Origin of the sequence: Chryseobacterium jejuense (assembly GCF_900100075.1) — a bacterium.
GTDB classification, from domain to species: Bacteria; Bacteroidota; Bacteroidia; order Flavobacteriales; family Weeksellaceae; genus Chryseobacterium; species Chryseobacterium jejuense.
Map to the genome: position 1 here is coordinate 724,995 of NZ_FNEG01000001.1, position 26,947 is coordinate 751,941.

Below are 26,947 nucleotides of genomic sequence, written 5' to 3' on the forward strand. Positions count from 1 at the left end.
AAAGTATCAGCAAAGTATAAACAAGAATGAACTGAGAACCAGGCTTCAAATAAATTAAGCCTATATTTTTCCATAAAACTAAGCTAAGAAAATAATATGGAACTGAAAGTAGTCTTGATGAAAGTTATTGTGTTTTTTTAATCCAGATAAGATAAATCAATGTAAATAGATTGTAAATTCGACTGTTTGTTGTCAATTTGGCAAAGGGAGTGTTGGTTTGAATTTGTTTTAAAAAGCAAATAAGCCGCCCGTTTATATGGGCAGCCTATTTGTATATATCTTTCTTTGATACCGATATCAAAGAAAACTTGCTATTGCTTCACTAAAACAATCTCTCTCGGAAAATTAAGAATCGCAGAATTTGTTCCTTGTCTAAGATCCTTTACTTTAGAACATTTTGCTTCATCAAATGCCGTTGGGGATCCAAGACTAAGCAAATCACTTTTCGAACTTAATGAAAGCTTAGTTTTTTCAGCGTTTAAAAAGTTGACATCTAAAATAACATAAGCTGTACACATATCTTTCGGATGGAACTCTAATAGTTTTGTTTTTTTGTCTTTCCAGCTGGTAAATGGACCAAAGAATTCGGCGTCAGTTTGACTAAAATTTGTTATTCTGTCTACAATAACGCTGCCATTAGCAGTAACTATTTTCCTTTCTCCAAAAATTCTGTCGGTATAGGTGGTCTTGCCGCTTTTGCTGGTTAGGGGCTCTTTTATTTTACGCAGTTCCAGATAGATGGTTTTATCTCCCCAGCTTCCTTTCCAGGTGCCTATATAAGGGCTAAGTTCATTATCTAAATCTTTATAGTAAGTACCATCAGAAACACGCGCTTCATTGGAGTGTAGCGGGAGTACTTTCTGTGCGTGAGCTGATATGGTTAAGAGGGTTGTTATTGAGATTAAAAAAGTTTTCATTTGTTTACATTTATTTTAGTTAGGACATGGAGTAGGTGTACCATTTTCATTAAGCTGTTTGCTGTTTCCATTTTCGTCAACAGTATATAATTCCATTCCCGGAATGTTCATATTTTCTTTCAGGAAATCCATAAACTTTTGCTGCAGACTCTCCGTAGAAATATTGGCATTGCCTAAGCTTTTTGTGTAAGTGTCATTTAGAGCGGTAATCTGGGCATCTGTGTACATATTTAAAGCATCCACATTCATACTGTTATCTCCTCTTAATTGGTAGGTCCCACTTTCGGTGACTACTGAAACAAATACAAGATTCAAAGGTATATTATTATTTTTTGCATTTTTTAGCAGTTGAATATACAAATTTACATCTCCTGGGGAAAAGATAGGAATCAATCCATTGTAATGCGAATGCATAATTCCAAAAGTTGTATTGAATATTTTGAAATCCAACTGATTCGTACCTGGTGTATTGCTAAGCTGTTGATATTGACTTGATGCTTGCCCTGAACCCGGTACAGGAAGTCCAACTCTAAAACCACTTTCGCTGGTATCATTCAGTTTTGTTTTCAGATAGCTTTCGCTGGACTGATATTTATAATCCTCTTTTTGGTCTTTTAATCTACTGCATGGGTCTGGTGGTGGTAGCGTAGGAAATGCAGGGGTGCCACTGCCGCCACCGCCTATAGGATCTATACATTGTGCAGGAGGTAATCTGCCAAACAGACTTTGTGGAGCAGCCATTCTATAGACTTCAGAACAGGTAGGCTCACTGCCTCCACCACCTCCGGAACCGGAACCACCGCCAAAGCCGCCACTCCAGCCTCCGCCGTGATTAGGATTCCAAGGGATAACAACAGGATCAATTTCATGTATTGTACCTCTTGCTGTCTGTACATTTAAATTTTTGTGAATCCGTTCATCCAGAATTTTAAAAATATCTGCATACTGAGCCATATTCTTATCCACGAGATTAACTCCTAATTTCTTCGCATCTTTATCAATGGATGCGATAAGAATATCTGTAGTTTTCGAGTTTTTAACAACAGGAAATAAAACAGCATAACCGCCTTCTGGCAAGGCTACTGTTTGGGAAAATACATTAAAATCTACATAAGTGCCATCGCTTTTAGGTTTTACCCCATAGAGTTCCTTGCCTGAACTTTCGCCATAATCTTTAAGAACCTCTTCAAATGCTTTTGCGAAGTCTACAGTTTTGGTTTGATCCGTTGTCCAAAAAGCAGCGAATCTTTTTTCTTCAGGAGGAGTATTGCTTTGGACAAAATCATCTTCCACTCGACATGAAAATAGGAAAAATAATGAAAGAGCTCCCAGCACAGAAGTTGAGAAATAGTTTTTTTTCATAGGCTAATAATAGTCTTTATTTAATATTAAAGGAATTTTTTTCACAATTCCCGCGGCAAAGATATATTATAATCTACTAAATTTATAGACTAATAAAACTGAGTTTTATCAGGGTATAGTGATCTATTTTTACTTGTGAGTTTTTCCCTATTTTAGTAAGGGAAGAATGGATTAAGCAATCATTCTCAAATAGGAGAGAAGGAATTGTTTATTGACAACAAAGAGAGCCTTTTAATAAAAGATCTTCCTGGCAGGGATAGAGGAAGTGGAATCGAATATTGAACTTCCATCTTAATATGTTTGTGTAATATGAATAGTTAAAACATAAAATAAATTTTATGAGAAATTTATAAAATAATTTCATTTAACTTGATGAAAATTGATTAATTTAGATTTCCATTAAATCTAAATATTATGAAAAATTTAAAAAAAATCCAAAGACAGGAAATGAAAACAATTAAAGGAGGGATTAACTGCCCTGGTGGTCAAATATGCTTGATTAACGGAAAATGGCAATGTATGCCATACGATGGATGTGGTGGCGGAAATCAGCCCTAAATTGTAAGTGTAATCCAACTTGACCTGACTATGAAAAATCGTGAAAAAATTTCAAGAGATCAGCTGAAGAGCATCCATGGAGGTGCCGTAAGCTGTTCGGAAGCATGTTGCCCACCTCCGGGAATAAAAAGATGTCCTTGGGTGTATTGTGTAGCACCATGTGATATAGTAAGCTAATAGCTTGTGTATCATTAGTAAATAAAAGCCTTGAATTAATTGATTTAAGGCTTTTTGTAGTGAAAGGGAAATATTCATACTGCTTTAACTCTATTTTATTTCTTTTATTTGTAATTTATTTCAGACCATTTACCACCCAAGATATATTGTTTATGGAAGACAACCTGAACTGTATTTATAAAGTCATCAATTTCATTGAGAAAAATTATGATCAGCAGATTTCTGTAAAAGATTTAGAAGAAGTATCAAATTATTCTTACAGAAATATTCAGCGTATCTTTAAGTATAGCTGTGGGGAAACAATAGGTGCTTTTCAGCAAAGACTAAAAGTGGAAAATGCTTATAAACGAATACTTTATACTCAGGAAAGTCTTACGTCTATAGGTGTTGAAGTAGGATTTTCTACTATAGCATCTTTTTCAAAAGCTTTCAAACAACATTTTGGTATATCTCCTAAAGAAGCGAAACTAAGTAAACAGCAGTTGCTTTGTGAGCCGGATCTGATTCCAGTAGCGTCTGATATTTTGCTGGAGCCAGAAATTGTATATCTTAAACCAATACAGGTGTATTATCAGAGTATTCAAACCTATTACAATAATGAGGAAATTGAATTGCTCTGGGACAACTTCATGCGTAATGACTTTCTAAGTTCTGATGCAGAATATTTTGGAATTATAGCAGATGAACCTTTAATTAAGACTGAAATAAACTGCCGATATGATGCCTGCTCAACGACACAGGTTCAAAATAAAAAATTACCCTCAAAACCCATATTGGGTGGTAGATATGCGCGGTTTATCCATTCCGGAACCTATGAAACAATAGATGATACGTATACAAAGATTTATTCCCGATGGATTTTTAATTCCGGACTTGAGTTTTCACATACTCCTATCATAGAGAAATATGAAAGGTATGCAGATGAAATGAATGATCAGGAGGAACAATTGACGTATATTTTACTGCCTTTAAAATAGATTGTCAATTTTGGACAACTTTGACACTGCTTATCGATCTAATTTTGCCCTATCAAAAATAGATCACCTATGCAAAAAAAGAAAATCATGTTATTATTGTTACCTGTTATTATGTTTTCCTGTTCTCAGGATGAGGTAACGGTTCCTCCCACTTCAGGTACGCCTGATCCCGCTTCTGTTGTTTACAAAATGCCTGAAGAATCAGCTCCACACGAAGGAACCTGGCTTCAATGGCCGCACAAGTATCAATATGGTAGTACTTACCAGTATCGACTTGATCCCACCTGGGTAGCTATGACTAAAGAGCTTGCGCAAAGTGAAAAAGTGCATATCATTGCTTATGATGGTACGGAAAAAGATCGTATTGTGGGATTATTAACCCATGCGGGAGTATCACTCAATAATATCGACTTTAAACTATATCCAACTGATGATTTTTGGGTAAGAGATAATGGTCCTATCTATGTAAAAGATAAAAATGGGAAGTTGTTTATTCAGGATTGGGGATTTAACGGTTGGGGGAATAAAGCCCAATATAATAAATGCAATACAATTCCATCTAAAATTGCTACAGACACCGGAGTTCCAAAAATAGATCTTAACTCAGTAATGATCAATGAAGGAGGAAGTGTTGAAATTGATGGAAACGGAGTGTTAATGGCTTGCAAAAGCTCTATTCTTAACGAAAATAGAAATCCTGGAATGACCCAGCAGCAGGCAGAAGCTATTTTTACTAAAAATTTGGGAATCACAAAATTTATCTGGTTGGATGGAAAAGCTAATCTTGACATCACAGACATGCATATTGACGGATTTGCCAGATTTGCGAATTCTACTACTATTATTACTATGAATACGAATGATCTGGATTACTGGCAGGTTCCAAGCAGCGATATGGGTAAGCTCTATAATGCTACGCAAAAAAATGGTTCGCCTTACCAGTTTGTGAAAGTTCCTTTAACGAAGTACGATGTAGTAACTACTTATGGGAAAAATGTAGGCAAAGCATCTTATATCAATTATTATATTGCTAATAATCGTGTACTGGTTCCTAATTATAACGATCCTAATGATGCAGTGGCTAATAATATCATTCAGCAGTTGTATCCTGATAAAAAAGTGGTTGGAATTGATTGCCGTAACCTGTTTGCCAATGGAGGAATGGTACATTGTGTAACACAACAACAGCCCAAATAAATCTCTTCATAACAACAAAAAAAACCTACTGGTATTCAGTAGGTTTTTGCTTGTTAAAATTTGATAGGTTAAGCAGGGTAGGGTGTTACAACACTAATGATTTTTATTCGGGTTCGTGCTAAGAACAAACTTTAGGTTCGCAAAATCTGTATTAGCTTCAACTAAAGTACAAATTCCGCTGCTGTATGTGTAAGTAGTCGTGTTTCCGTTGGGTAGATGGATTCTGTATCTTTTGGAATCAATCTTTTGGATAGGAATCATTTTCTGGAATTTTTCCGAAAAAACAGATTTTAGATTTCCTGGCTCATTAAAATATAGGCTTGCGGTAGAGCAGAAAATAGATTGCTGTAAAGAACCATTGGCACCATCTTTATCCGAAAGGTTATAAAAACTTCCATTCCAGGTAGCTGTATTGTTTACTTTTAGTTTCCCGTTCATTGTCCGGTAAAGTTTTGCCTGTTGTAGAATATTTTGTTTAAAAGTAACACCCATTTTGTCATAAATCTCAATGCTGTAGAGGATTTTTACTTTAGCTCGGGATTCAAAAAGATATTCAGCGATATCATCTTTTAAAGAACGTTCTATACGGATGTTACCAATGGTTTTATCATCTTTTATAATAGAATAATTCAGATATTCTTTGCTAATTAACTTTGCCATATTGGGTTGAAAATAACCAGGTAGCAATATTGAAAAAATTAGGAATGCTTTCATTGTATTTATTCTTAAAATAATTATTGATGTACGTTGAAGGTTCGAAATGGATTTTTGATAGGTATTTCTTTTCTGTATTTATATAGAATAGAAATATTTATAATGCAAAATTAGGCATGAGAAAATCCTGAAATGTTCTGTAAGATAAGTGCGAACCTATTAAATTAATATTTTTTAATTATTTGAAAATGAATTGTTTAAAATGAAATTACGTTCCGATTTATAATCACGAACATCTTTTATACTTTGAAGATGTTAAACGGTAATTTTTTAAAGAAAAACTAATGATGAATGTGGAATGAAAAAGTCCAATAAAAAAACCTACTGGTATTCAGTAGGCTTTTGCTTGTTTCAGCGGAGAGTGAGGGATTCGAACCCCCGGACCTGTTACAGTCAACAGTTTTCAAGACTGCCGCAATCGACCACTCTGCCAACTCTCCTTAAACTCCGATTGTATCGTTGTTTTCAGTGGTGCAAATATAGAACGATTTTTAATTTCTGCAAAACTTTTCCGCCATAAATTTTAACAAAACTTAATAATCGGCTAAAAATCAGATTAATTATTTTTGTTGATCCTTGTAAAATAATGAACATTTCTCTTTATTTACTCCTGTTTATCGAGTTTTTGAGTGAAAAGCTTTCAAGTTTTTTCAGAAATAAAGAAGCAAGGAGAGAATTTGTTCTCAAAATTTTTATTTGGTGCATTTTTTGCAATGCCTGTCTGGCTAAAAAAAATTAATTATTTATGAAATTATCTTATCTGGGAGCAGGTATTCTAAGTATTGCTTTAACATTCACTTTAGGATCTAATGGTGTTTTTGCAAATCAGCCTCTTCCAAGAACTATAGAGCATGTACAGAATGATTCTGATTCTATAAAAGTTGAGAATCTGGCTAAAGAACTGAAAAAGTTGAAGCCTATTAATACCAATGATTTTAAAAGCAAATTTAAAAAAGAAATTAACGGTTTTAAACTTACAGAAGTTACTGCTTTTGAAGATAAAGAAACGGGATCGTATGCTACAGCAAATTATGCAAAGGGATCTCAGAATGTGTATTTAATGGTAACAGATGGTGCCGGAGCGGGAGTTGAGCAGGTGAAAGGAAGTCTTTTGAGCTATTTGGAGCTGAAAGCAATAGAAGAACCCGGTGATAAAACCAATATTAAAAACTATAAAGGATGGTTTGTTTATTTTGATCACAGTATGTACGAAAACGATAAAATGACAAGCATCCAGTATCTGGAAGGAAACAGATATGGAGTAGTAGCTTCAGGAAATAATATCTCCCTTGAAGAACTGAAAAGTCTTTTAGATAACGTTAGTTTGTAAACGTTTCTTACAATAAAGTAGAGCTCTGATTTATAAAAATAAGTCAGAGCTTTTTTAATGGTAAAATGATGATAGCAATTAAGCATTCAATAAACCATTATTTATACATAATTCTGTCCGATATTTGGGCGTCTCAATCCCTATCGAAACATATCTGAAAATATTTAGATAGAGATTTTTTTTACATCTATTCTAAAAAAATAGATTTACATTAATGAAAAGCCTAGGTTTTATGGGCTTTTTAATGTAAATTAGAGCTGAATTTGTTCCTTTTTGTCAGAAATTTTATATTATTAAGTAGACGAAAATTAATTTAACTTTGCCAATTGAATAATATGTGGTAATTATTGAATTTTCATTAATAATATTATATTGTTTAAGACTAATAAAAGAGACTTGAGAAAACTGAAGATTAATTTACCTGGCAGTAGATATGAAATATAAATTCTTAAATTTTAAATTGAGGAAGGTTGTTCATTACTCGTTGATTATATGTATCTTGTTGATACAGGTGATTATAGGTGTATTTTTTTACAATGAGTTTGTGAATGAAAAAAAGCTGCAGTTTATTAAGACGCAGCTGGAGGAAAGCAGGGCACTAGGCGGGCTGACGGATAATTCAAGAAAGGATTTCATGGATGCGCAGGAGCATCTTCAGAGGTATATGATGAGCCAGGATAATAAGGATCTGCAGCTTTATTTTGAGTCATTAAGAAAACTTAAAAAGAATTTTGATAAGATTGGGGAGTATGAAAATACAAGCCCAAGACTGAAAAATACACTAGCTCAGAAGAAAATGGATACCATGAAGGTAACCAAACTGAAAACCCTTATAGACTCTGTATACGAAACCTCTTTGAAACCTCCTTCAAAGATTGAGGATCAGAAGTATGAGCCTGCAAAGTATAAGAATGACTTTGAGAACTTCAATGTACAAACCCGAACCTACGCTGATACTATTAAGAAGAAAGGTTTTATGGGACGTTTGAAGGATGCCATCACAGGAAAGGTAAACGTTCAGAAAGAAAGTACTGTAATTACTTTAACGAATAATAAGACTATAGACATTTCTAATGTAAAAACTGAAATGGATAAGGCTATAAAATCCATGGATAAGCATTATGCTGCGGAAGTAAAGAAAGCACAGCAATATGCAATCAAAAATCAGCGCGAGAATATACAGTTTTACAGCAATTTCAGTAAACTGTTGGTGTACAGTAACAGCTTGATTGATGTGTATGAAAATGCCATTAAAGATTTCAAATCTGAGCTTGAAAAAGAATACACCAAACAAAGCTCCGACAATAATAAAATAAGAAGGTATCTGGTACTTGGGTTGATGGTCTTAATGTTCATCGTATCCATTCTCATCATGTACTTTACAAGAGTGGCCTTCATCTACGAGAGAAAACTTGATGCAGCCAATAAAGAGATTAAGAACAACCTAAATTTCAAGAACAGAATATTGGGGATGCTGAGCCACGATTTAAGATCGCCGCTGAAGATCATTAATATATTTATTGATAAGATTTACAGATCTACAGGGGATGAAACCATTAAAGATTATCTAAAATCAATTAAGTTTACAAACAGTACCTTACTTCTGCAATCTAATCAGATTCTGGAATATACAAAGAATCAGGAGGCTGAGAAGAAACTGATAAAGTCTGTATTTAATCTTAAAGAAGAAATAGGTTCTATTGTAAAAGTAATTTCTCCTTACCTGGAAACAAGAAATAATAAATTTGCTGTAACGGATAGAATTCCTGAAGGAGTTGACGTTTTCTCAGACAATATCAGAATTAATCAGATCTTTATGAATATTCTGGGGAATGCCAACAAGTATACAGAAAACGGGAAGATTGATCTTGTGATGACAACTGAGCCGTTAGGAAATGATAAAATCACTTTGATTACAACAGTGGGAGATACAGGAGTAGGAATTTCAGAATCTGATTTGAAGAAGATTTTTGATCCTTATTATCAGGGAACTGTTTCAGATGAGGTAGATAATCTTGGGGTAGGATTAGGATTGAATCTTGTAAAAGAAATTGTAGAATTGTTTGATGGAGAGATTTCTGTTTCCAGTAAGCTACATAAAGGAACGCAGGTGACGTTCAGAATCAATTTAAATATCAATAATAAATAATGGAAATGCCAATTGAAAACAGGGAAATCATATTCCTTTTAGCAGATGACCACAGTATTGTAAGGCAGGGAATGGAGATTGTTATTAGTGATATTGCTCCCAATGCTAAAGTGTATCATACTTCATCTTTACAGCAAGCTGTAGAGCTGATAGAAACAAAGGGAATTGAAATGGCTATTATTGATGCTCATTTCCCCGAAGGAAACAGCCTGCATGTTTTACCTCAAATGAAAAGTGTAAACCCGGATATCAAGATCCTTATCTTTACAGGACTTGAAGAAGATCTGCATGCCCTGAAATTTATAAAAGCCGGTGCTAATGGATACCTTAGTAAGCTGAGTGAAGAGGAAGAGGTAAGAGAAGCTCTTTCTCAGTTTATCCAGAAAGGTGAGTATTTTTCTGATCTGACAAGAAATTTATTGGTACAGTTTATTTATAACCCGAATGTAATAAGCCCACTAAGCACTTTAACAAAAAGAGAACTGCAGATTGCAGAACTGTATGCAGACGGATTTGGAAACCTGGAAATTGCGAATAATTTAAATATAAAGCAAAATACAGTAAGTACAATCAAAAAAAACATCTTTGAAAAGCTGGAAATAGAAAATATTGTAGAGCTGATTGATCTTATCAAGACACATCATAAAATATAGGATTTCCCACTTCTATTCCGCACTTCTTTATGAATCTAGTTATTTTATCGATAAATATCTATACCCCATCTGATATGTATCGATGGGGTTTATAGATGATATTATCCTGCGATGTCGTTACTTTGTAGTATAAAATTTACCAAATGAATTGCTAATGCTTTTTTTAGTTTTTTCACTTCATTTGAACCCGTAAATTGAAGTAACTATAAAAATAATAAACTATAGTTATGCAAAACACAAAACACAAGTGATGAAAAGGAATTAATACAAGTGATGAGATTAATATAGAAGTGTATGAATGACCTTAAACGTGGATTTCTTGAAAAAACCAAATGATAAGAAAAAAACACAAATTACTATAAGGAAATCCAAGGTGTGGTTACTAGTACAAGAGAAAAAGGGAGGCAATAAAAGCCTCCTTTTTTTATGATGATATATGATCTGTTTTCAACGTAAAACCAGTATCAATTCTTTTGCTTTTTATATAGCGTAAGCTTAGTATTCGTATTACGGTTAGGGTTAAAATTATCGTAATTATATGATAATTCAACCATTTGTGTTTCTGTTTCCCATATCGCTTTGGATGGGTTTTCAGAAACAGGTTCTCCCAATTTTTGTTTTAAGAAGGCGTGTAGCCATTCAAATTTAGGGGCAAAGATTTTGCGGGTATTCAGATTTTGCCAAACCTCAAAATTATCCTTGTTATAAATGGTTGCTCTTGATTGGGTTTTCCATTGGAATTCAATAAGCTTCAGTGATTGATTCTCCGGAGAATAAAAATAGGAGGTGATCAAATGGATGTACTTGCGCTCTATTTTCTGATAAACCCTTGGAATTTCATCACATGACGTACTACAGCAATCACTACAACAATCATCACATATAGAATATTGAGTAAGGTTCAATGCATTTTCTTTTTTTTCAATGCGATCAATCTGTTGGATAGATAAAGTATTAAAATGAGTGTAAAAATCCATGAAGTTCTTTTCAACCCATGATTTTGTGTAAGGTTCTCCCAATATGGGTTCCTGATATTTATTGTAGAGCGTAATTATATTGACTTTGTTTTTGTCTATTTCAATAATTCCAGATCGGTTAGGATCGCTGGTAGAAAACGGAAGAGTCTGGTATTCATTTCCTGGGACATAGTTCATCTTTGCATAAGGTGACCGGTAAGAACCAAACTCATCTTGATATCCCATATATGGAGAATAGTAATTTTTTTCATAAAGGGGGTGGTAAGGACGGATATCATCTTTAAGATCAAAAATATTGATCAAATTATCATCTTTTAAAACAACTATTTTAGTGGAGCCACCCTCCGAATACAGGTGATAGAGATTTTGCTTCACTACAAAAGATGTTGCCAGGGAAGATTGAAACATAAACATTTGAGAAAATTTATTTTGGTATAAAATTTCGATTCCCTTTTGTGGGTTATCATCAGAAGTTGGAGGATGATCAGCATTAAACTTTCCACTGGATTCAAGTTTCTTTGGATCTTGGATTTTGAGAATCATAGTAGGTGTACTGAGGTAATAAACATTATTAAGTTTATTGACTATCGCATTTTCTGTAAAGACTTCATATTGCTGTCCGGTCTTATTATCCTTAAACCACGTTTTAGAGCAGCAATCGTCTAAACTACGATTGAATACCGTATAATTTTGATCTTTGAAAATAATATTTAATGTACTTAAATCTCTTATCCATTTCTTTTTTTTCTCGTCAAGATAGAAAGAAGTATAGCTCTTGTAATTGGTGGTGAAAATAGTATCATTCCTTACCGTTAGATTGTAATCCGAAAACTTAATAGGGGGCGGCGGAATGGTAGCCTGAACTTTTCCACTCTCATCCAGAATGTAAAAGTCTACAATGGTATATTTGCCCAACGGATTGTCTTTTTCAAAATAACAGTAGTATTTTGATTTATGCTTTAGAGACGGTCCTAAAGTTCCCGGAATATTGATTTCTATTGTTTTAAAGCTTACTTTTAATTCATCTGACTGGCAGGATTGCAGTAATAAAAGGACCATAAAGGCCTGAAGAATATATTTCATGGATTGGTTTGAAGTCCTAACTTACGAAAAATACTACAAACCGTAAAGTAAATATGAAATTAGAAAGAAGCTGGAAGAGGGTAAAAGCTCATTATTGGAAACTATTACTGGATAAGAATTCCTACTTCCGGCTTCCTGTTTTATTTAAATTTCTGAATGGCTTCAGCGCTTACTGGAGTAAAAAAATTAATCAGATTTCCATCCGGATCACGAAATAGAAGAGAACGATTGCCCCAAGGCATAGTTGTAGGTTCTTGTATAATATGATCTGTCAGATTTTTAATCCTTTTATATTCACGGTCTACATCAGCAACCAGAAATTCTATAATGACATTATTTTGTCCTTTTGATTCTGCAGGGTGCTCCCCGCCAAACATTTTCATAGTACGTGTGCTTCCGATGGCTATAGTTATGGTGTTTGTACTAAGTTCAGCGAAGTCTTCTGTATACCATTGAGCTGTGAGTTCCATTGCTTTTTCATAAAACTGGACCGATTGCTTAATATCTTTTGTGATGATTCTTAAAGATGCTAATTTCATATAATTCTGTATTTAAAATAATTTGATACAAAATTAAGAGCAAGATATGACAACAGGATGTCAGTAGGGTTTTGAAACGGAAAGCTAAAATGATTAAAATGATCTCTTAGTAAAAATTAGCAATATGAATGAGCTGCTTAAAATCAAGAACACATATTTTTCGTCCTTCCGATTTGATTAATTTTTCCTGCTTAAAATCATTGAGTATGCGGGCCAGCGTTTCTCTCGCTGTTCCTACCATGTTAGCGAGGTCTACGCGGGATAGGGAAATTAATACCTCTTCTTCAGGGAAGTCATTAGATTTATATTTGTCATGAAGGATCAATAAGCTCAGGGCAGCCCTTTCTCTTACAGTACGATGAGATAGAACAGCAATAAGATTGGCCATTACGCTGAATTCATGGCTCAAAGACTTTAGCAAAAGACCTGAGAAAACCGAAGATTGGTTAAGGATTTCCAGAAAGCTGTCTTTTGAAATAAAAGAAATGACAGAATTTTCAAGAGTGGAAGTGGTGTCTCCATAAGATTCTTCGCTCAAAATGGCTGAGTATCCGAAAAATTCCCCGGAACTGTAAATGTAAATGATCTGTTCTCTTCCATCATTATCTACCTTATATTTTTTTATTTTCCCTTCATTCAGATAATAAATACCATTGGGTTTTGTGCCATCCGTAAATATAGCCTCGTTTTTACGGTAGTTTTTGGTTTTCATGGCTTTTAGAAGCAAATCCTTGTCGTATTCAGGAAGTTCATCAAAAAGATACTGATTGTTGAAAATAAATTTTGAGATCATAATTTTTCTACGCAGGCTATTGAATAAACGCTCAGTTTGTAACTTAAATCACATTTTAAAACGATATAAATCACCAGATTTTCTGCCTGAACGAATTAATTTTACAAAAGTAATAAAATAGATTTTGAATAGAGGCGCATAATAGTTTTGATCGCAATGAGTACTCCTTTAATCCCGATAAATAAAGACTAATGGTTGTTTTAAAAGGATGAGATCTATGGGTGGTATTGTGAAAATAATAATAAAAAAGAGTATAAAACTTTACTCATAATAAAGATGTAAAAGAGCACTGGATAAAAATTTAAGTTGACATGTTTTTCACAGCAGTTGCTGACATTTCTAAATTATTTTTTTTTACTTATTTATTTTATCCAGTTGTTTTTAAAGAATACTTTTCAGATTAGAGAAAAAAATAAGCGGTTATCCCAAAGTATTGGAATAACCGCTTTTATTATTATAGAAGAAAGCTTATTGAATTTGAAAAACAAGCGATCTTACAGTATGTGCAGAGAAATATCCCAACGCTCCGTTATTGATATTACTTGGTGGGTTGGCAGGGGTAACGCTGCCATAGCCGTCAGTGATCTGAAGAAGCGCACTGTAATAAGTGAAGATATTGGTATCAATAGATTGCATCTCAACACGGATATCGTCTCCAGGTACCACTTCATGATCTCTTCCCTTATTATCATCGTTAGGAAGACCTAAGCTCCATTGATTGGGTAGTCCATTGTTTAGATTGTCAGAAAGTACACTGATGTATTTTTTTGATAAATCATTGATGGTAATACTAAACAGATAACGGTTGCCAAGCTCAGCAGGGTCTGTAAAAACCGGAAGAATGGTATAGGTTGTTTTATCTCCCACTTTAAAAGAATCCTGTGCAAGACCTTCCAGTTCCACAGCTTGAGGCATGGTGCTTTGAGCTGTGTATTGTTTTCCTTCCGCTTGTACTTTGAGGGTGTAGGTTCTTCCGGGAACGCCCTTAAAGGTACTTGTTTTATATTCTCCACCACCTGTGTATTCCAGGGTTTCCGTTTGTCCTGTGTTATCACTTAAAATAACCTGGGCACCGGTAACAGCCGGATATTGGTTAGGCTGAGAAAAACCAACAGATTTTGTGATTTTCACAGTATATGATCCCGCAACATCAGTAACGTTTCCTTCAATAACAATATTCCCGCTTTGGTCGGAAAGATCAAGATCAATTTCCTTTTGACAGGAGTTTAAGGCGAACACAGATAATATGATAAAAAATGACTTTTTCATGAGTTAAAATTTGAAGTTGTAAGTGATGTTAGGAACCCAACGGAATAGGGAAGTCTGCATAGCGCGGGTTGTTCCCGGATTGTTCGGATTATCTTCGAAAGTAATGGTGTAAGCATTTTGACGGCCATACAAATTGTAAATTCCGAACGTCCATGAACCTTTGAAACGTTTGGTAGATTCCGGTTCGTAGGTAGCACTAATATCCATTCTGTGATAAGCAGGCATTCTGTCTGCATTTCTGCTGTTGTATTGGAATATGGTCTGCCCGTTCAGTTCATATTTTCCGATAGGGAAGGTTACCGCATTTCCTGTACTATAAAGGAATAGCCCAGATAGCGTCCATCTTGGGTTAAGCTGATAAGTTGCTACTACAGAAAGGTCGTGGGTTTTGTCCATTCTGGCATTATACCATTGGTTATCATTAATTCCGTCAATCTTTCTTTCTGTTTTGGATAGCGTATAAGAGATCCATCCTGTAAGCTTCCCACTTTTCTTTTTAGCGATAAGTTCCAGTCCGTAAGCTCTTCCCTTACCAAACAGCAATTCACTTTCTACATCTGCTGCAGTACTGAAGCCAATCTGAGCTCCATTTTTAAAATCAATCTGATTCTGCATAGATTTGTAATAGATTTCAGCATTCAATTCATAATTATTGTTATTGAAGTTCCTGCTATAACCCATACTGATCTGATCTGCAATTTCAGGCTTCACTGAATAGCTGCTTCCAATCCACTGGTCTGTAGGATTTCCACTGCTGCTGTTGCTCAAAAGGTGAAGATTCTGAGTGTTTCTGGAATATCCTCCTTTTATACTGCTCACTTCATTGATACGATAGTTGGCGGTAATACGGGGCTCAATATTGGTATATGTTTTTCCGAATTTTCCTTTTTCTAAATACTCACTTCCCGTAAGCACTCCGTTTTCATAAGTGTTGAAAGTATCTCCACCCAATACGCTGAATAGAGAAAGTCTGGCTCCGTAATTAATCGTCAATTTGTCTGTCGCTTTGAAATCATCATTAATATACAAGGCATTTTCCCATGAATATCTTGAATTCCTTGGGAATGAATTAACAATCGTTCCAGAAGCACTGCTTGGTGTCAGGGTGTGATAAATAGATTGCAGTCCGAAACGTACAGAATGTTTGTTTCCTGCAAACCAGGTAAAGTCCTGCTTAAGATTCCAGTCCTGTATCTTTGAGTTTAAGTTGAACTCACTTTCATTATTTTTCAGACCAATTTTATAATCATAATTGCTGTAAATAAAGGAAGTATTAGAAAACAATTTGCTGTTGATAATACTGTTCCATCGTAATGTCGCTGTAGTATTTCCCCAATCGGTATTGAATGTATCACCCAATCCTAATACATCTCTTCCGAAATATCCCGAAATATAAATACGGTTATTTTCATTAATCTGATAATTAGCCTTTAGATTAAGATCATAAAAATATAACTTGTTGTCTTTATAATCTTTAGAAGACTTAAGGAATAAATCTGCATAGGTTCTTCTTCCGGATACAATAAAAGAAGACTTTTCTTTCTGAAGAGGCCCTTCTACACTCAGTCTGCTGCTGATCAATCCGATTCCACCGTTGACGTTATAGCCTTTGTTATTACCGTCCTTCATTTTCACATCCATCACAGAAGAAAGACGGCCTCCATATTGAGCGGGGCTGTTTCCTTTGATAATGCTGGCATCCTTCAATGCATCACTGTTGAATGTACTGAAAAAACCAAGCAAATGCGAAGCATTATAAACCGGAGCCTCATCCAGTAAGATCAGATTTTGATCTGTAGCACCACCTCTTACACTGAATCCGCTGCTTCCTTCACCGTTACTTTTAATACCCGGCAGAAGCTGTATGGTTTTCATAACGTCCTTTTCACCAAATAATACAGGAAGCTTCTCTATATTTTTGATGCTTAAGGTTTCAGTTCCCATCTGGGCGCTTGAAAGGTTCTTATCCTTTTTAACTCCGGATACAACCACCTCATCTATCGCATTGGATTTTTGCTCTTCCTGGTTAAGGAAAAGATCCAATTTCATATTCTGTTCAACATTGATTTGTTGCTCAAAATCCTTGTACCCTGGATAAGAAATAACGATGGTGTGATTTCCTTCCGGCAGTGACAAGGAATAAAACCCATATTCATTGGCTACAACGTTAATCGAAGGATCATCGCTTACTTTTACCGTTACACCTATCAGCAATTCGCCGTTTTTTTTATCCTTTACTGTTCCGCTTACGGAGCGGGCTTGTTGTTGAGCCATCACCAAAGTGCTGAAACAGAGCGCAGCTGTGGCCGCGGTAATTTTGAAAAAAGATGTTTGCATTAGTTTTTTTTAAAGTAGTAGATCTTTTCTATAATTGAGCTGGAGTTTATTGTTTCCTGATGATTAGTTGAACGAATAGGAAATTAGTTACATTCGAAACCTTGATATTATTCATAAAATAACACTTTTCTTATTGTTAATCAGTGTTTTTGTAAACTTGAATATGAAGGATTATGAAAAAAGACTGTGGTAAATGTATTCATTTTAACGTTGTTGTGATTTTAATCAATTAAAAACAGATTATGGCAATGAAAAGCATAAGTGTATAAAATCATTGTTTTTATTTATTAATATTGATTTTTTTAATGATACAACGGGGGAAATTGTTTAATATTTCAATTTGAATATGTTAAAATGATAGATCAGAGGGAAAATATTTTTCCTTTTTAAAGCCTTTCCAATCCAAATTTTAAACTTATATTGCTTGGGAAGAATGATTAGAAGAATATGGGAAATCTGAAAAAGTGGATCATGAGTAATCTTTCCACGATATTGTTAACGGTTTTATTCATTATTATATTGGTTAATCCTGATGCCAAGGCATGGCTGATGAGACAGGTTGCATCTACAGGGATTCTGAATTCCAGCATTTCTGAAGCTGCAGAGAAACCAGGGACAGCCGCTTATACAGGTCTGATGCTTAAGAACGAAGACGGAACCCTTATTGATTCCTCTCATCTGAAAAATAAAGTTGTTTTTATCAACTTCTGGGCATCATGGTGCCCTCCCTGCCGTGCGGAGTTTCCATCAGTTGAAAAACTATACAACAAATACAAAACTAACCCTGATATAGTATTCCTTACAGTAAATCTTGATGATAATCCTGCTCTGGGAAAAACCTATTTAAAGGAAAAAGGATTTACAGTTCCTTTTATAACTCCTGCGGGGAATATCCCTGAAGCACTTTATAGCGGCTCATTGCCAACTACTGTTGTACTGGATAAAAATGGCGAAATCCGTCTTCATCATACCGGAGTTGCCGATTACAGCAAAGATTCTTTTTACCAGCAGATTGATTCATTACTGAAATAAAGCACAATAGATAATCACTTTGAGCACCCGAAAATATGAATTTGTATACCTTATTTTCCTTTCACCCGAAAGAAGAGTATTATTTCTCCGTGATTGATAAACAGGGAAGTATTTTTGATAAATTTCAGCTTCCTGAATGCCGGGAAATTCCAATCAGAAACAATATCATTCCTATTAAAGAAGAATTTAGCAAAGAGTATTCTCTGAATCTTGATGATTTTCTTAAGGATTATGATCTTTATACCTGCTATACCGGTGGTGTAGGAGATTTACTTTCGGAGAAGGCAGTGATAGCTTTAAAGGCGGAGCTTCAGGGTGAAGTTGAATTTCTTCCCTGTATGCTGAGAGGTAAGCCAATCCCAGTTTATGCTGCGTTATTCCTGAAAACAGCTTCTATTGTAAAAGATTTTGAAGGGATGGGATTTTCTTTTGAAAATACGCTGCTGCCGGATGTGAAATACGCCGTTCAGGATGAAAATAAAGGAATTAAGTTCGTTACTCAGACTTTTGTAGATCTCGTGAAAAAAAACGATTTGAAAATTGAGTGTAAACAGCAAACTGAAAATAAAGCTTAACAATGATTTCATTTAAAATACTACCCATTGAAGAAATACAGGTTGAGGTTTTAAAAGAAAAAAGAAACATACAGAGTTTCCCTAAAACCATTGATTTCCCCTTTCCTGAATATTATAAAAAGCTGGTTACTCTAATAAAAACAACAGAGATTTCATCAGAAGCTATTTTATTCAATGCCGTGGAAGCGGTGAATGAAAATAAAGAATTTGTACTGCTGGATTATTGGTGTTTTGCAGGAAACGGACAGGGAGACCGTTGGTTTCTGGATAGAACCGGAGATATTTTCTTCTATGACCATGATTATGATGAAAAATTAGAACCCATGAATATCAGCTTTGAACAGTGGATGCAGATGGCATTTGTTGTTAAGCAATTGGATCTGTACTTTGATGAACATGAGGACGTTTCAGAACCTGTAAGACAAAAATTTTATACAGCTCTGGATACCATTCATCCCGGATTAAGTAAAGTTTATCCTTTTACTGTTTAACTTTAGCCGAAATAGAGCCCTTATGATTGCAGAACCTTATAAAACCTGCTATTTTTGAAGTCAAAAGAAAGTTATTTACCCATGAATATAGACCAACTGAAGGAAAAAGCACAGCCTATGATCCGCAAAGCACAAGTATTTGTTTCAGCCCATGAGCCTGATGAAAAAACAGCTTATGCCAATGAAGATGAACCTCTTCGTTTTCTCGTGAAGCATTTAGATCAATGGATGGGGCTTATTGAAGATCAGGATGAATTCAAATTCTTACCTATTAACCTAGAATCAATTGATTTAAATAAATATACAGCGTTAAAGGAAAAAAATATAGAGATTTATCCGCCATTTGAAACATTAATGCATTACGGAGATGAAGAAATCCAGCAATGGATTGCTGAAAATGATGGGGATAAAGATGACCTGTGCAGTCTGTTGGCTTTTGCATCAGATGAATATACGGATATCTGGATGGATTCTCATCCTATCTATTTTTATGATGGGATTTTTGCTTATCAGGGCGGTTGGGCAATGACATGGCCGGAAGATGATGCCCCTATGCAATGGAATGAAGACCTGGAGTTTCTTTTTCAGATCGGATTACAGTATGAACCATTTGTAGAAGTATTCTATGATAAAAAGAATTCTTCTTATATCTGTATGGAACGCAATACATAGAAGAATGGAAGAAGTACAAAGTGTTTACTGCAATCAGCATGGGCAACAGGATCTGAAATTAATATGCAGCCACCTTCTTGCTGGTAGAAATGAACCAATAGGTTTTTATGAATGTGAGCCAGAGGATATGGCCTGGTGCAATGAATGTGAAAAAGCTCTGAGCAAAACGAGAACAGATGATGAGCAAGATCAGTGGTCCCAGGATTGCGATTATAAAATTGTATGTGCTGTATGCTGGGGTAGTATAAAAGAATCAAATCAAATTATAAAAAATCCAATGAATTTAACAGAATTAGAGCAGAAGTATACCATTCAATACCCTGAAGTCTATAGGCAGTTAGCTGAAAATAATATGCTGGATTGGGGAGTATCTGGATCAAATTGGTATCACGACACTTTTCCGAAATTAAAAGCAAACCCACCTTTACTTTTATTCGGATATGATATTGAAATCTGGAATGACCAGGAACTTGTTGAAACCTCCATTGATGAGATGTCTGATGAGGAAGATTACAGAAATATTCATCCGGATTATCAGTTTATTCCGTTTGCACAGAATGGAGCCGGAGATCTGTATGCCTTTCAGTTTGATTTGCAGAATAATGGGGAAGTACCAGTTGTTTTTATTCCCCATGATGATGAGGAAGCTGAGATATTAGCCGGAAATTTTCAGGATTTTATTTTCCGCCAGCTCCTGGAATCAGTAACGGAAATAGATGAAGATTCTATGTTTTATGAAGAGGAAGAAGAAAATCTGAAACAGAACCTCTTCAACCAGTTGAAAACCCATGAACCTTATCTCACAGCAAAGCAGATAGAAATTCTGAATACCATTTATCAACGTGATCTTTTTGAATATACCTATAAAGTTCCCAATGGCAGTTCCTTTGAAACAGAAGGATTGGTAACATTTGACGAGGTAGAAGAAATCATCAATCAGCAGCTCTCTTTTGAGCATTTGAACAGAAGGTTTAATTATACAGAATCTCCAAAACCGTAAGACAAGTATTTATAGCCATAAAAAAGCCTGTAGTTTTGATCTGCAGGCTTTTCTCTTGGGAAATGAACCGTGATTTTCTTCATAAAAAAACAGTATTTTTATGCTTTAAGAAATAGAATATGCCGGATAGGTTAAGAGCTCATATCGAAAAGATCCTTCCTCTTAGTGATGAAGAGTTTGATTTTATATCCTCTTGTTTTACTTATAAAAAATACAGGAAACACCAGTTTTTAATACAGGAAGGAGAAGCTGTGCCCTATAACTACTTTGTATTGAAAGGGCTCCTTAAATTAGTGTATACCAATGAAGCCGGAAAAGAACATATTGTAGGATTTGCTATGGAAGACTGGTGGGAAACAGATTTCTCGGCCTTTTATCAAAACCAAAAAGCAACCATGACCCTGGTGTGTCTTGAAGATACGGAAGTACTATGCCTAACCCTTGAGAATTACCGGAAAATCTGCAGTATTCATCCTAAAATGGAGCATTTCTTTCTGGAAAAGGCCTATATGGGATTTATTTCTGCACAACAACGCATTATTTCTACCATGACTACCGGAATAAAAGAACGGTATGAGCAGCTGTTGGAAAAATATCCGTCTCTCGTACAGCGTGTTCCCAAATCATTGCTGGCCGCTTATCTTGGCGTTTCCCGGGAAACTCTAAGCCGCTTACAATGATAAACTGTGATTTCCGTCACTTGATAATCGTGATTCCCATCACAGAGTTTTGCTATATCTATTCTGCAATTTTGCAAAGTAATCAATAACAAAATTCAACAGGTATAATGGAAAAAAGAACCGTAAACCCATGGAAATGGCAGGATGAACGCAGCTACTCACAAGCTGTGGAAGTAAGAAATGCAGAAGCTACTTTATATTGTTCGGGACAGGCAGCCATAGATCCGGATGGTACTTCTAGCAATAAGGATATGAAAAGCCAGCTGGAACAGGCAATAGCCAATCTTGAAGAAGTCATTACAACAGCAGGCTATGAGTGTAAAGGAATTGTAAGATTAAATATCTACACCACTTCAACACAGGAGTTATGGCCACATTTTCCCATACTTCAGGAGTGGATTGCAGTACATCATATAGAACAGGCGGTCACGATGCTTGAAGTCAATGGCTTATTTGAAACACTGAAAGTAGAGTTGGAAGCCACCGTGGTGAAGTAATCTTCATGATGGTATCAAATCAAGAGGTTGTTTCAAAAGTCAAAAAAAACAGGCTTTTGTCATTCTGAATATAGCAGCGCGAAATGAAGAATCTCAACAGAGTTAAGGTTCCCGCAAATCTCACAGATTACGCAGATTTTTAACCTTAATTATCTGCTCAATCTGCTTAATCCGCGAGATAAAAATAGGTTTTTATCATTCTGAATGTAGCAGTGCGAAATGAAGAATCTCAACAGAGTTAAGGTTCCCGCAAATCTCACAGATTACGTAGATTTTTTAACTTGCATTTATCTGCCTAATCTGCTCAATCTGCGAGATAAAAAAAACATGACCTCTGTCATTCTGAGCGTAGCGAAGAATCTCTGAACTGTATCCAGAATGACAACCTCTTTTTTCTTACCTTTATCTATCTAATTTGTAATCATATAGAGAGTATGAATATTCAACTTTTTTCAAAAAATGCACTGGTAGGCGGTGCTACGCAGGGAATAGGAGCAGGAATTGCCATTGAACTGGCAAAATGTGGAGCTAATGTTACGGTAGTGGCCCGCAACGAGTCAAAACTTAAGGATTTTATGGCTGCGTTGCCTATAGTGAATCCGGATCAGAAACATGAATATCTGGTTGCTGATTTTTCTGATTTTGAAAGCTATCAACAGATCATTACAGGATATTTTAATACCCATTCAATAGACATTTTGGTGAATAATACCAATGGCCCTGAGCCGGGACTTGCTGTTGATAAAAATATAACCGATTATCAGAAAGCTTTTGATCTTCTTTTCAAAACAGTGTGCGAAACAACCTTATTGGCTTTACCTTATATGATTGAACAGAAAAACGGACGGATCATCAATGTTTCTTCACTTTCTGTAAAAGAACCCATCGGAAGTTTGGCACTTTCCAATTCTATCCGTTCCGCTGTAATGGCGTGGGCAAAAACACTATCTAATGAAGTAGCTCAGCATCATATTACCGTCAATAATATTTTAACAGGATATTTTGATACAGCACGCATTCAGAATCTGATTCACCATGATGCTCAGAAAGCGGGTATATCTGAAGATGAGATCAAGCGAATGAGAGAAAATAAAATCCCAATGAAAAGATTCGGAAAACCTGAAGAATATGGTAATCTGGTAGCTTTTCTCGCTTCAGAATATGCTTCTTACCTTACTGGAGCCAATATTCCTTTGGATGGCGGACTGAATAATACATATTAAATTATAGGAAAGGAAACTGGAGGCTTGAAGCAGGAAATGGTTGAAAGACAACTTGTAGATAAGCTATTGAAATTTTCTAAAGATCATTTCCATTAGTATTAAATCCAACAGTAACTTCCAGTCTCCCTCTTCCAGCTTCCAGCCTAATCTGTTATTTTATTAAAAAAGTCACAGATTGATGTAATATTCCTTCCTTATCAGTTGTCATACTAATATTGGAAAATATTATATGAAAAACTGGTCTTTTAAAAAATGGAACACCGTACTGGGATGGTTCCTTTTCACTATTGCTTTGATTACTTATTTCTCCACTATGGAGCATTTCCTGAGTTTTTGGGATTGTGGGGAATATATTTCTTCAGCAGCCAAGCTTGAAGTAACCCATGCTCCCGGTGCTGCTTTATTTCAGATTGTAGGGGCAGTGGCCAGTATATTTGCATTCGGAAATAGCAGCAATTATTCTATAGTGATTAATGCCATGTCAGCACTTTTCAGTGCATTTACCATTTTGTTCCTGTTCTGGACCATTACTCACTTTTTAAGAAGACTTTTACATAAAGATATTAATGAAATTACGAGGCCTCAGGAGATTTCAATTCTGTTTGCAGGGGTCATTGGTGCTTTATGTTTTACATTTTCAGATACGTTTTGGTTTTCAGCGGTAGAAGGAGAAGTATATTCTATGGCTTCTCTGTTTATTGCACTTTTGGTATGGCTTATTACCAAATGGGAAAATGAACATACTGCAGTAGATAACGAAAGATGGATTATTCTTATTTTCTTTGCTATCGGGCTTTCGGTGGGAGTTCATATGATGTGTATGCTAGCCATTCCGGCTATATGTCTGGTGTATTATGCCAGAAACTATACGTTTACCTGGAAGAGCTTTATTCTGGCCAATCTGATAACACTTGGTGTGTTGGCATTAGTCTTTAAAATTATTTTCCCGTTAATTATGACGATGTTCGGGCAGCTGGAGATCTTCTTTGTGAACGGACTAAGTCTTCCTTTTCACTCAGGAACTATTGTCGCTTTTATTATCATGGGGGCCATTTGTTATTTGATGATTAAATATGCTAGGAAGTTAAAAAAGAATATATATCAGACCATTGTTTTATCTGTTGTGTATATGGTTATAGGTTTTTCGTGTTGGCTGGTGATTCCTATCCGGGCCAATGCCAACCCGCCCATGAATCTTAATGACCCTGATACAGCCATTGGGATGAAAGATTATTACAACAGAGAACAGTATGGAGACTGGCCAACAATATATGGCCAAAATTATACGGCAGCTCTTGATAAAAAAGGATTGGAAAAAAATGAAGATGGAAGTTACAAAAGGAATGTAACCGGAGAAATGTATGAAAAGGATGAAAAGACCAAAACGTACAGGAAAACAGGAGAAAGGTTTAACTACGTCTACAACAAATCTCACCTAAGTTTTATGCCGAGAATGTTCAGTGAAGATAAAGAGGTGATGGCCAATTATATGTCTATGTACGGAGCTCCTGATTTTACATTCAATTATGATAATGAAGATGTGGCAGACAATCCTCAGGCTAAGCAGATTTTTGAAGAGCTAAGAGCAAAATATGAAGATGATTCCATCACGGTTGATGATTATATGAAAATAAAACCCTATGATCTTATCAATGTTCAGAGGCCTTCATTTGCTCAAAATATGAACTATTTCTTCTCCTTTCAGAACGGATATTATTTTGTAAGGTATCTGATGTGGAACTTTGTAGGGAGACAGAATGATTTTCAGGGACATCTTGAAAACACTCATGGGAACTGGATTTCCGGATTTTCTTTTATAGACAATGCTTTATTGGGGAATCAGGATAATATGCCGGCTAAATTTAAAAATGAAAGTACAGTGAAATTCTTTTTCCTGCCGCTAATATTGGGATTAATAGGTTTCTTTTTCCAGCTGAACAGAGATTTTGGAAGGTTTTATGCGATTCTTTCACTATTTATCCTAACCAGTATTGGGATTGTTTTCTATACAGGAGTAAAGCCTTTTGAGCCAAGAGAAAGAGATTATGCAATGGTAGGATCATTCTATGCTTTTGCTATTTGGATTGGGTTGGGAGCGGGAAGTATTCTATGGTTCATTCAATCCAGAATAAAATCTAATGTTGCCCATAGTATAACAGGGGTGATTTTATTGGGAATTCCTTTCATGATGGGTTTCCAGAACTATGTTCCGCACGACCGTAGCAGGAAATCTGCTGCTCATGACTCAGCGTATTCTTTCCTGGCATCTCTACCTAAAAATGGGATCGTTTTTACTTATGCCGATAATGATACGTATCCGGTTTGGGGATTGCAGGAAACAGAAAGATTCCGGGATGATGTAAAAACAGTAAACTTTACCATGCTGGCTACTCCGTGGAACATTGATCAGGTAAAAAGAAGAACTTACAATGCTATGGGAGTTCCGGGTGAATTAACCCATGAGGATTACAGGGATGGAGTAAATGATCAGGTGTATTTGATGAAAAAAGAAGATTGGGAAGGGCTGTTTGCTATGCTCAAGGATCAGGGCACTCCGGATACAGAGTTTCAGGAATTCAGAAAATTTCTGACTCAGGATTCAATGACGTTAAAAGAGGCAATTAAGTTTCTGAAATATAAATCTCTCGCAAAAGACGAGTTACTGAAGATGTATTTCGGGGAAAAAGAATATGAAAAATACAATATTATCCCGGTACACAAATTCATTCTTCCAGTGAATAAAGAAAATGCCTTAAAGTCGGGAATTATTAATCCGTCTGACTTTCCGGATGCGGTGGATCAAATTACCATTAATTATGAAGCCAATACTCTTTATAAAAGCCACCTTATAATGCTGGATATACTGGCCAATTTTGATTGGAAACGTTCAATTAGTTTCTCGTCCGGAGGAATGTATGAAAGTGAAAATATCTTTTACCTTGATGACTATCTTCAGTTTGACGGCTTCAGCTACAAACTGGTTCCTATCCATACCACTCAAAGTCCGGATGGGGATAAAGGCAGGGTAGATGCCCATTCACTTTATGATGTAGTGAAAAACTATAAGTGGGGCAATTTTAAAGATCTGAATATCCACTACGATGACACTGGTATATCTGATATTATGAATTACAGAATGTCAGTGAGTAGAGCGGTTTCTGCATTGGTGACGAATGGTGATAAAACAAAAGCTCTAGAATTGTTAAATCTTGCTGCGAAGGAAATTCCTGCAGAAAAATACAATGATCCACGTTCATTAAGTTCAATTGTTACAGCTTATGTTGTTGCCGGTGAGGAGCAGAAAGGCCTTCAGTTGGCTGAGAGTCTTAAAAAAGAAATTTTTTATGAATATGACTATTACCTGAGCCTTTCTCCTAAGTTCAGGGCAGCAGCCAGAAGGCAGATGAGGTCTAAACCTATGGAATATTCTCTTGTAGTGTCTGCGGTAACTGAAGCTTACAAAAGATTAGAACAGAATGATAAAGCTAAGAACTATCTGTTGAAATCTGTAGAACCGGTTGATAAGAAGTTTAATGCTTTTGTGAAAAACCTTCAACGCATGGATAAAGAAAAAGCGATGAAAGAATCTGAAAATGTGCAGAAAATAACTCCTTTTTATCAGTATTTATTCAATGTGATGGAACCTTTTGATTCTACTTATTCAAAAAAGAAAGAAGAACAGATTACTACAGCTATTATTAAAGCAACACAATAATAAAAATTTAGCCATTAAGATCAGACAAGG

24 protein-coding genes and 1 tRNA gene are annotated in these 26,947 nt (G+C 35.5%); 16 read left to right on the forward strand and 9 right to left on the reverse strand.

Going from position 1 to position 26,947, the window contains the following annotated elements; genetic code table 11:
- Positions 1–311: 311 nt before the first annotated feature.
- Positions 312–917 carry a DUF6705 family protein gene (locus BLS98_RS03240; protein WP_089733542.1) on the reverse strand — a complete coding sequence of 202 codons (606 nt, stop codon included), beginning with the start codon at positions 915–917 and terminating at the stop codon, positions 312–314.
- 15 nt (positions 918–932) lie between these two features.
- On the reverse strand, positions 933–2,279 hold the full coding sequence (locus BLS98_RS03245) for a hypothetical protein (RefSeq protein WP_089733543.1): 1,347 nt from the start codon (positions 2,277–2,279) through the stop codon (positions 933–935).
- Between the two features lie 414 nt (positions 2,280–2,693).
- Between BLS98_RS03245 and BLS98_RS23180 the strand changes: the two genes are divergently transcribed.
- The 4 genes from BLS98_RS23180 to BLS98_RS03255 all read left to right on the forward strand — a co-directional run bounded on the left by BLS98_RS23180 (position 2,694) and on the right by BLS98_RS03255 (position 5,188).
- A complete protein-coding gene (locus tag BLS98_RS23180; protein ID WP_167356161.1) occupies positions 2,694–2,837 on the forward strand; it encodes a bacteriocin-like protein in 144 nt (47 codons plus the stop codon).
- Positions 2,838–2,867: 30 nt separating this feature from the next.
- A complete protein-coding gene (locus BLS98_RS23185) occupies positions 2,868–3,014 on the forward strand; it encodes a bacteriocin-like protein (RefSeq protein WP_167356162.1) in 147 nt (48 codons plus the stop codon).
- Between the two features lie 152 nt (positions 3,015–3,166).
- Entirely contained in the window at positions 3,167–3,991 is an 825-nt protein-coding gene (locus BLS98_RS03250; protein ID WP_089733545.1) for an AraC family transcriptional regulator, read from the forward strand.
- A gap of 69 nt (positions 3,992–4,060) precedes the next feature.
- Complete coding sequence (locus BLS98_RS03255) at positions 4,061–5,188, forward strand: agmatine deiminase family protein (protein WP_089733547.1); 1,128 nt, start codon at positions 4,061–4,063, stop codon at positions 5,186–5,188.
- Positions 5,189–5,281: 93 nt separating this feature from the next.
- Here the strand turns inward: BLS98_RS03255 and BLS98_RS03260 are convergent, their stop codons facing one another.
- Together BLS98_RS03260 and BLS98_RS03265 are read right to left on the reverse strand one after the other, a co-directional pair.
- On the reverse strand, positions 5,282–5,848 hold the full coding sequence (locus BLS98_RS03260; RefSeq protein ID WP_089733548.1) for a DUF6134 family protein: 567 nt from the start codon (positions 5,846–5,848) through the stop codon (positions 5,282–5,284).
- A gap of 409 nt (positions 5,849–6,257) precedes the next feature.
- Positions 6,258–6,342 (reverse strand) — tRNA-Ser (locus BLS98_RS03265).
- Positions 6,343–6,647: 305 nt separating this feature from the next.
- On the opposite strand from BLS98_RS03265, the gene BLS98_RS03270 reads away from it, so the two are divergent.
- From BLS98_RS03270 to BLS98_RS03280, 3 genes are all read left to right on the forward strand, one after another.
- Positions 6,648–7,232 carry a hypothetical protein gene (locus tag BLS98_RS03270; protein ID WP_089733550.1) on the forward strand — a complete coding sequence of 195 codons (585 nt, stop codon included), beginning with the start codon at positions 6,648–6,650 and terminating at the stop codon, positions 7,230–7,232.
- A gap of 544 nt (positions 7,233–7,776) precedes the next feature.
- On the forward strand, positions 7,777–9,381 hold the full coding sequence (locus BLS98_RS03275) for a sensor histidine kinase (protein ID WP_228425295.1): 1,605 nt from the start codon (positions 7,777–7,779) through the stop codon (positions 9,379–9,381).
- A complete protein-coding gene (locus BLS98_RS03280) occupies positions 9,381–10,034 on the forward strand; it encodes a response regulator transcription factor (protein ID WP_089733554.1) in 654 nt (217 codons plus the stop codon). The genes BLS98_RS03275 and BLS98_RS03280 overlap by 1 nt, the downstream gene beginning before the upstream one ends.
- A gap of 464 nt (positions 10,035–10,498) precedes the next feature.
- On the opposite strand, the gene BLS98_RS03285 is transcribed toward BLS98_RS03280, so the two are convergent.
- The 5 genes from BLS98_RS03285 to BLS98_RS03305 form a co-directional block, all read right to left on the reverse strand.
- The gene (locus BLS98_RS03285) at positions 10,499–12,094 is read right to left on the reverse strand and encodes a hypothetical protein (RefSeq protein ID WP_089733556.1); all 1,596 of its coding nucleotides are present in this window, start codon (positions 12,092–12,094) and stop codon (positions 10,499–10,501) included.
- A gap of 140 nt (positions 12,095–12,234) precedes the next feature.
- Positions 12,235–12,633 (reverse strand): VOC family protein, encoded by a 399-nt coding sequence (locus BLS98_RS03290; protein ID WP_089733558.1) that lies wholly within the window; start codon positions 12,631–12,633, stop codon positions 12,235–12,237.
- A gap of 106 nt (positions 12,634–12,739) precedes the next feature.
- Positions 12,740–13,426, reverse strand: coding sequence for a Crp/Fnr family transcriptional regulator (locus BLS98_RS03295; protein ID WP_089733560.1), 687 nt, complete (start codon positions 13,424–13,426; stop codon positions 12,740–12,742).
- 468 nt (positions 13,427–13,894) lie between these two features.
- Positions 13,895–14,695, reverse strand: coding sequence for a DUF4249 domain-containing protein (locus tag BLS98_RS03300; protein ID WP_089733562.1), 801 nt, complete (start codon positions 14,693–14,695; stop codon positions 13,895–13,897).
- Positions 14,696–14,698: 3 nt separating this feature from the next.
- Positions 14,699–17,032 (reverse strand): TonB-dependent receptor, encoded by a 2,334-nt coding sequence (locus tag BLS98_RS03305; RefSeq protein WP_089733563.1) that lies wholly within the window; start codon positions 17,030–17,032, stop codon positions 14,699–14,701.
- A gap of 471 nt (positions 17,033–17,503) precedes the next feature.
- Between BLS98_RS03305 and BLS98_RS03310 the strand changes: the two genes are divergently transcribed.
- The 9 genes from BLS98_RS03310 to BLS98_RS03350 all read left to right on the forward strand — a co-directional run bounded on the left by BLS98_RS03310 (position 17,504) and on the right by BLS98_RS03350 (position 26,917).
- Complete coding sequence (locus BLS98_RS03310) at positions 17,504–18,064, forward strand: TlpA family protein disulfide reductase (RefSeq protein ID WP_228425297.1); 561 nt, start codon at positions 17,504–17,506, stop codon at positions 18,062–18,064.
- A gap of 35 nt (positions 18,065–18,099) precedes the next feature.
- Entirely contained in the window at positions 18,100–18,639 is a 540-nt protein-coding gene (locus tag BLS98_RS03315; RefSeq protein ID WP_089733567.1) for a hypothetical protein, read from the forward strand.
- A gap of 2 nt (positions 18,640–18,641) precedes the next feature.
- Positions 18,642–19,130 (forward strand): SMI1/KNR4 family protein, encoded by a 489-nt coding sequence (locus BLS98_RS03320; RefSeq protein WP_089733569.1) that lies wholly within the window; start codon positions 18,642–18,644, stop codon positions 19,128–19,130.
- 54 nt (positions 19,131–19,184) lie between these two features.
- Positions 19,185–19,802, forward strand: a complete 618-nt coding sequence (locus tag BLS98_RS03325; protein WP_228425299.1) for a hypothetical protein — start codon at positions 19,185–19,187, stop codon at positions 19,800–19,802.
- Between the two features lie 4 nt (positions 19,803–19,806).
- A complete protein-coding gene (locus BLS98_RS03330; RefSeq protein WP_228425301.1) occupies positions 19,807–20,802 on the forward strand; it encodes an SMI1/KNR4 family protein in 996 nt (331 codons plus the stop codon).
- 119 nt (positions 20,803–20,921) lie between these two features.
- Positions 20,922–21,482, forward strand: coding sequence for a Crp/Fnr family transcriptional regulator (locus BLS98_RS03335; RefSeq protein ID WP_089733573.1), 561 nt, complete (start codon positions 20,922–20,924; stop codon positions 21,480–21,482).
- Between the two features lie 107 nt (positions 21,483–21,589).
- On the forward strand, positions 21,590–21,979 hold the full coding sequence (locus tag BLS98_RS03340) for a RidA family protein (RefSeq protein WP_089733575.1): 390 nt from the start codon (positions 21,590–21,592) through the stop codon (positions 21,977–21,979).
- A gap of 434 nt (positions 21,980–22,413) precedes the next feature.
- Positions 22,414–23,202, forward strand: coding sequence for an SDR family oxidoreductase (locus tag BLS98_RS03345; RefSeq protein ID WP_089733577.1), 789 nt, complete (start codon positions 22,414–22,416; stop codon positions 23,200–23,202).
- A 229-nt stretch (positions 23,203–23,431) separates the two neighbouring features.
- Complete coding sequence (locus BLS98_RS03350; RefSeq protein ID WP_089733579.1) at positions 23,432–26,917, forward strand: glycosyltransferase family 117 protein; 3,486 nt, start codon at positions 23,432–23,434, stop codon at positions 26,915–26,917.
- Positions 26,918–26,947: the final 30 nt, after the last annotated feature.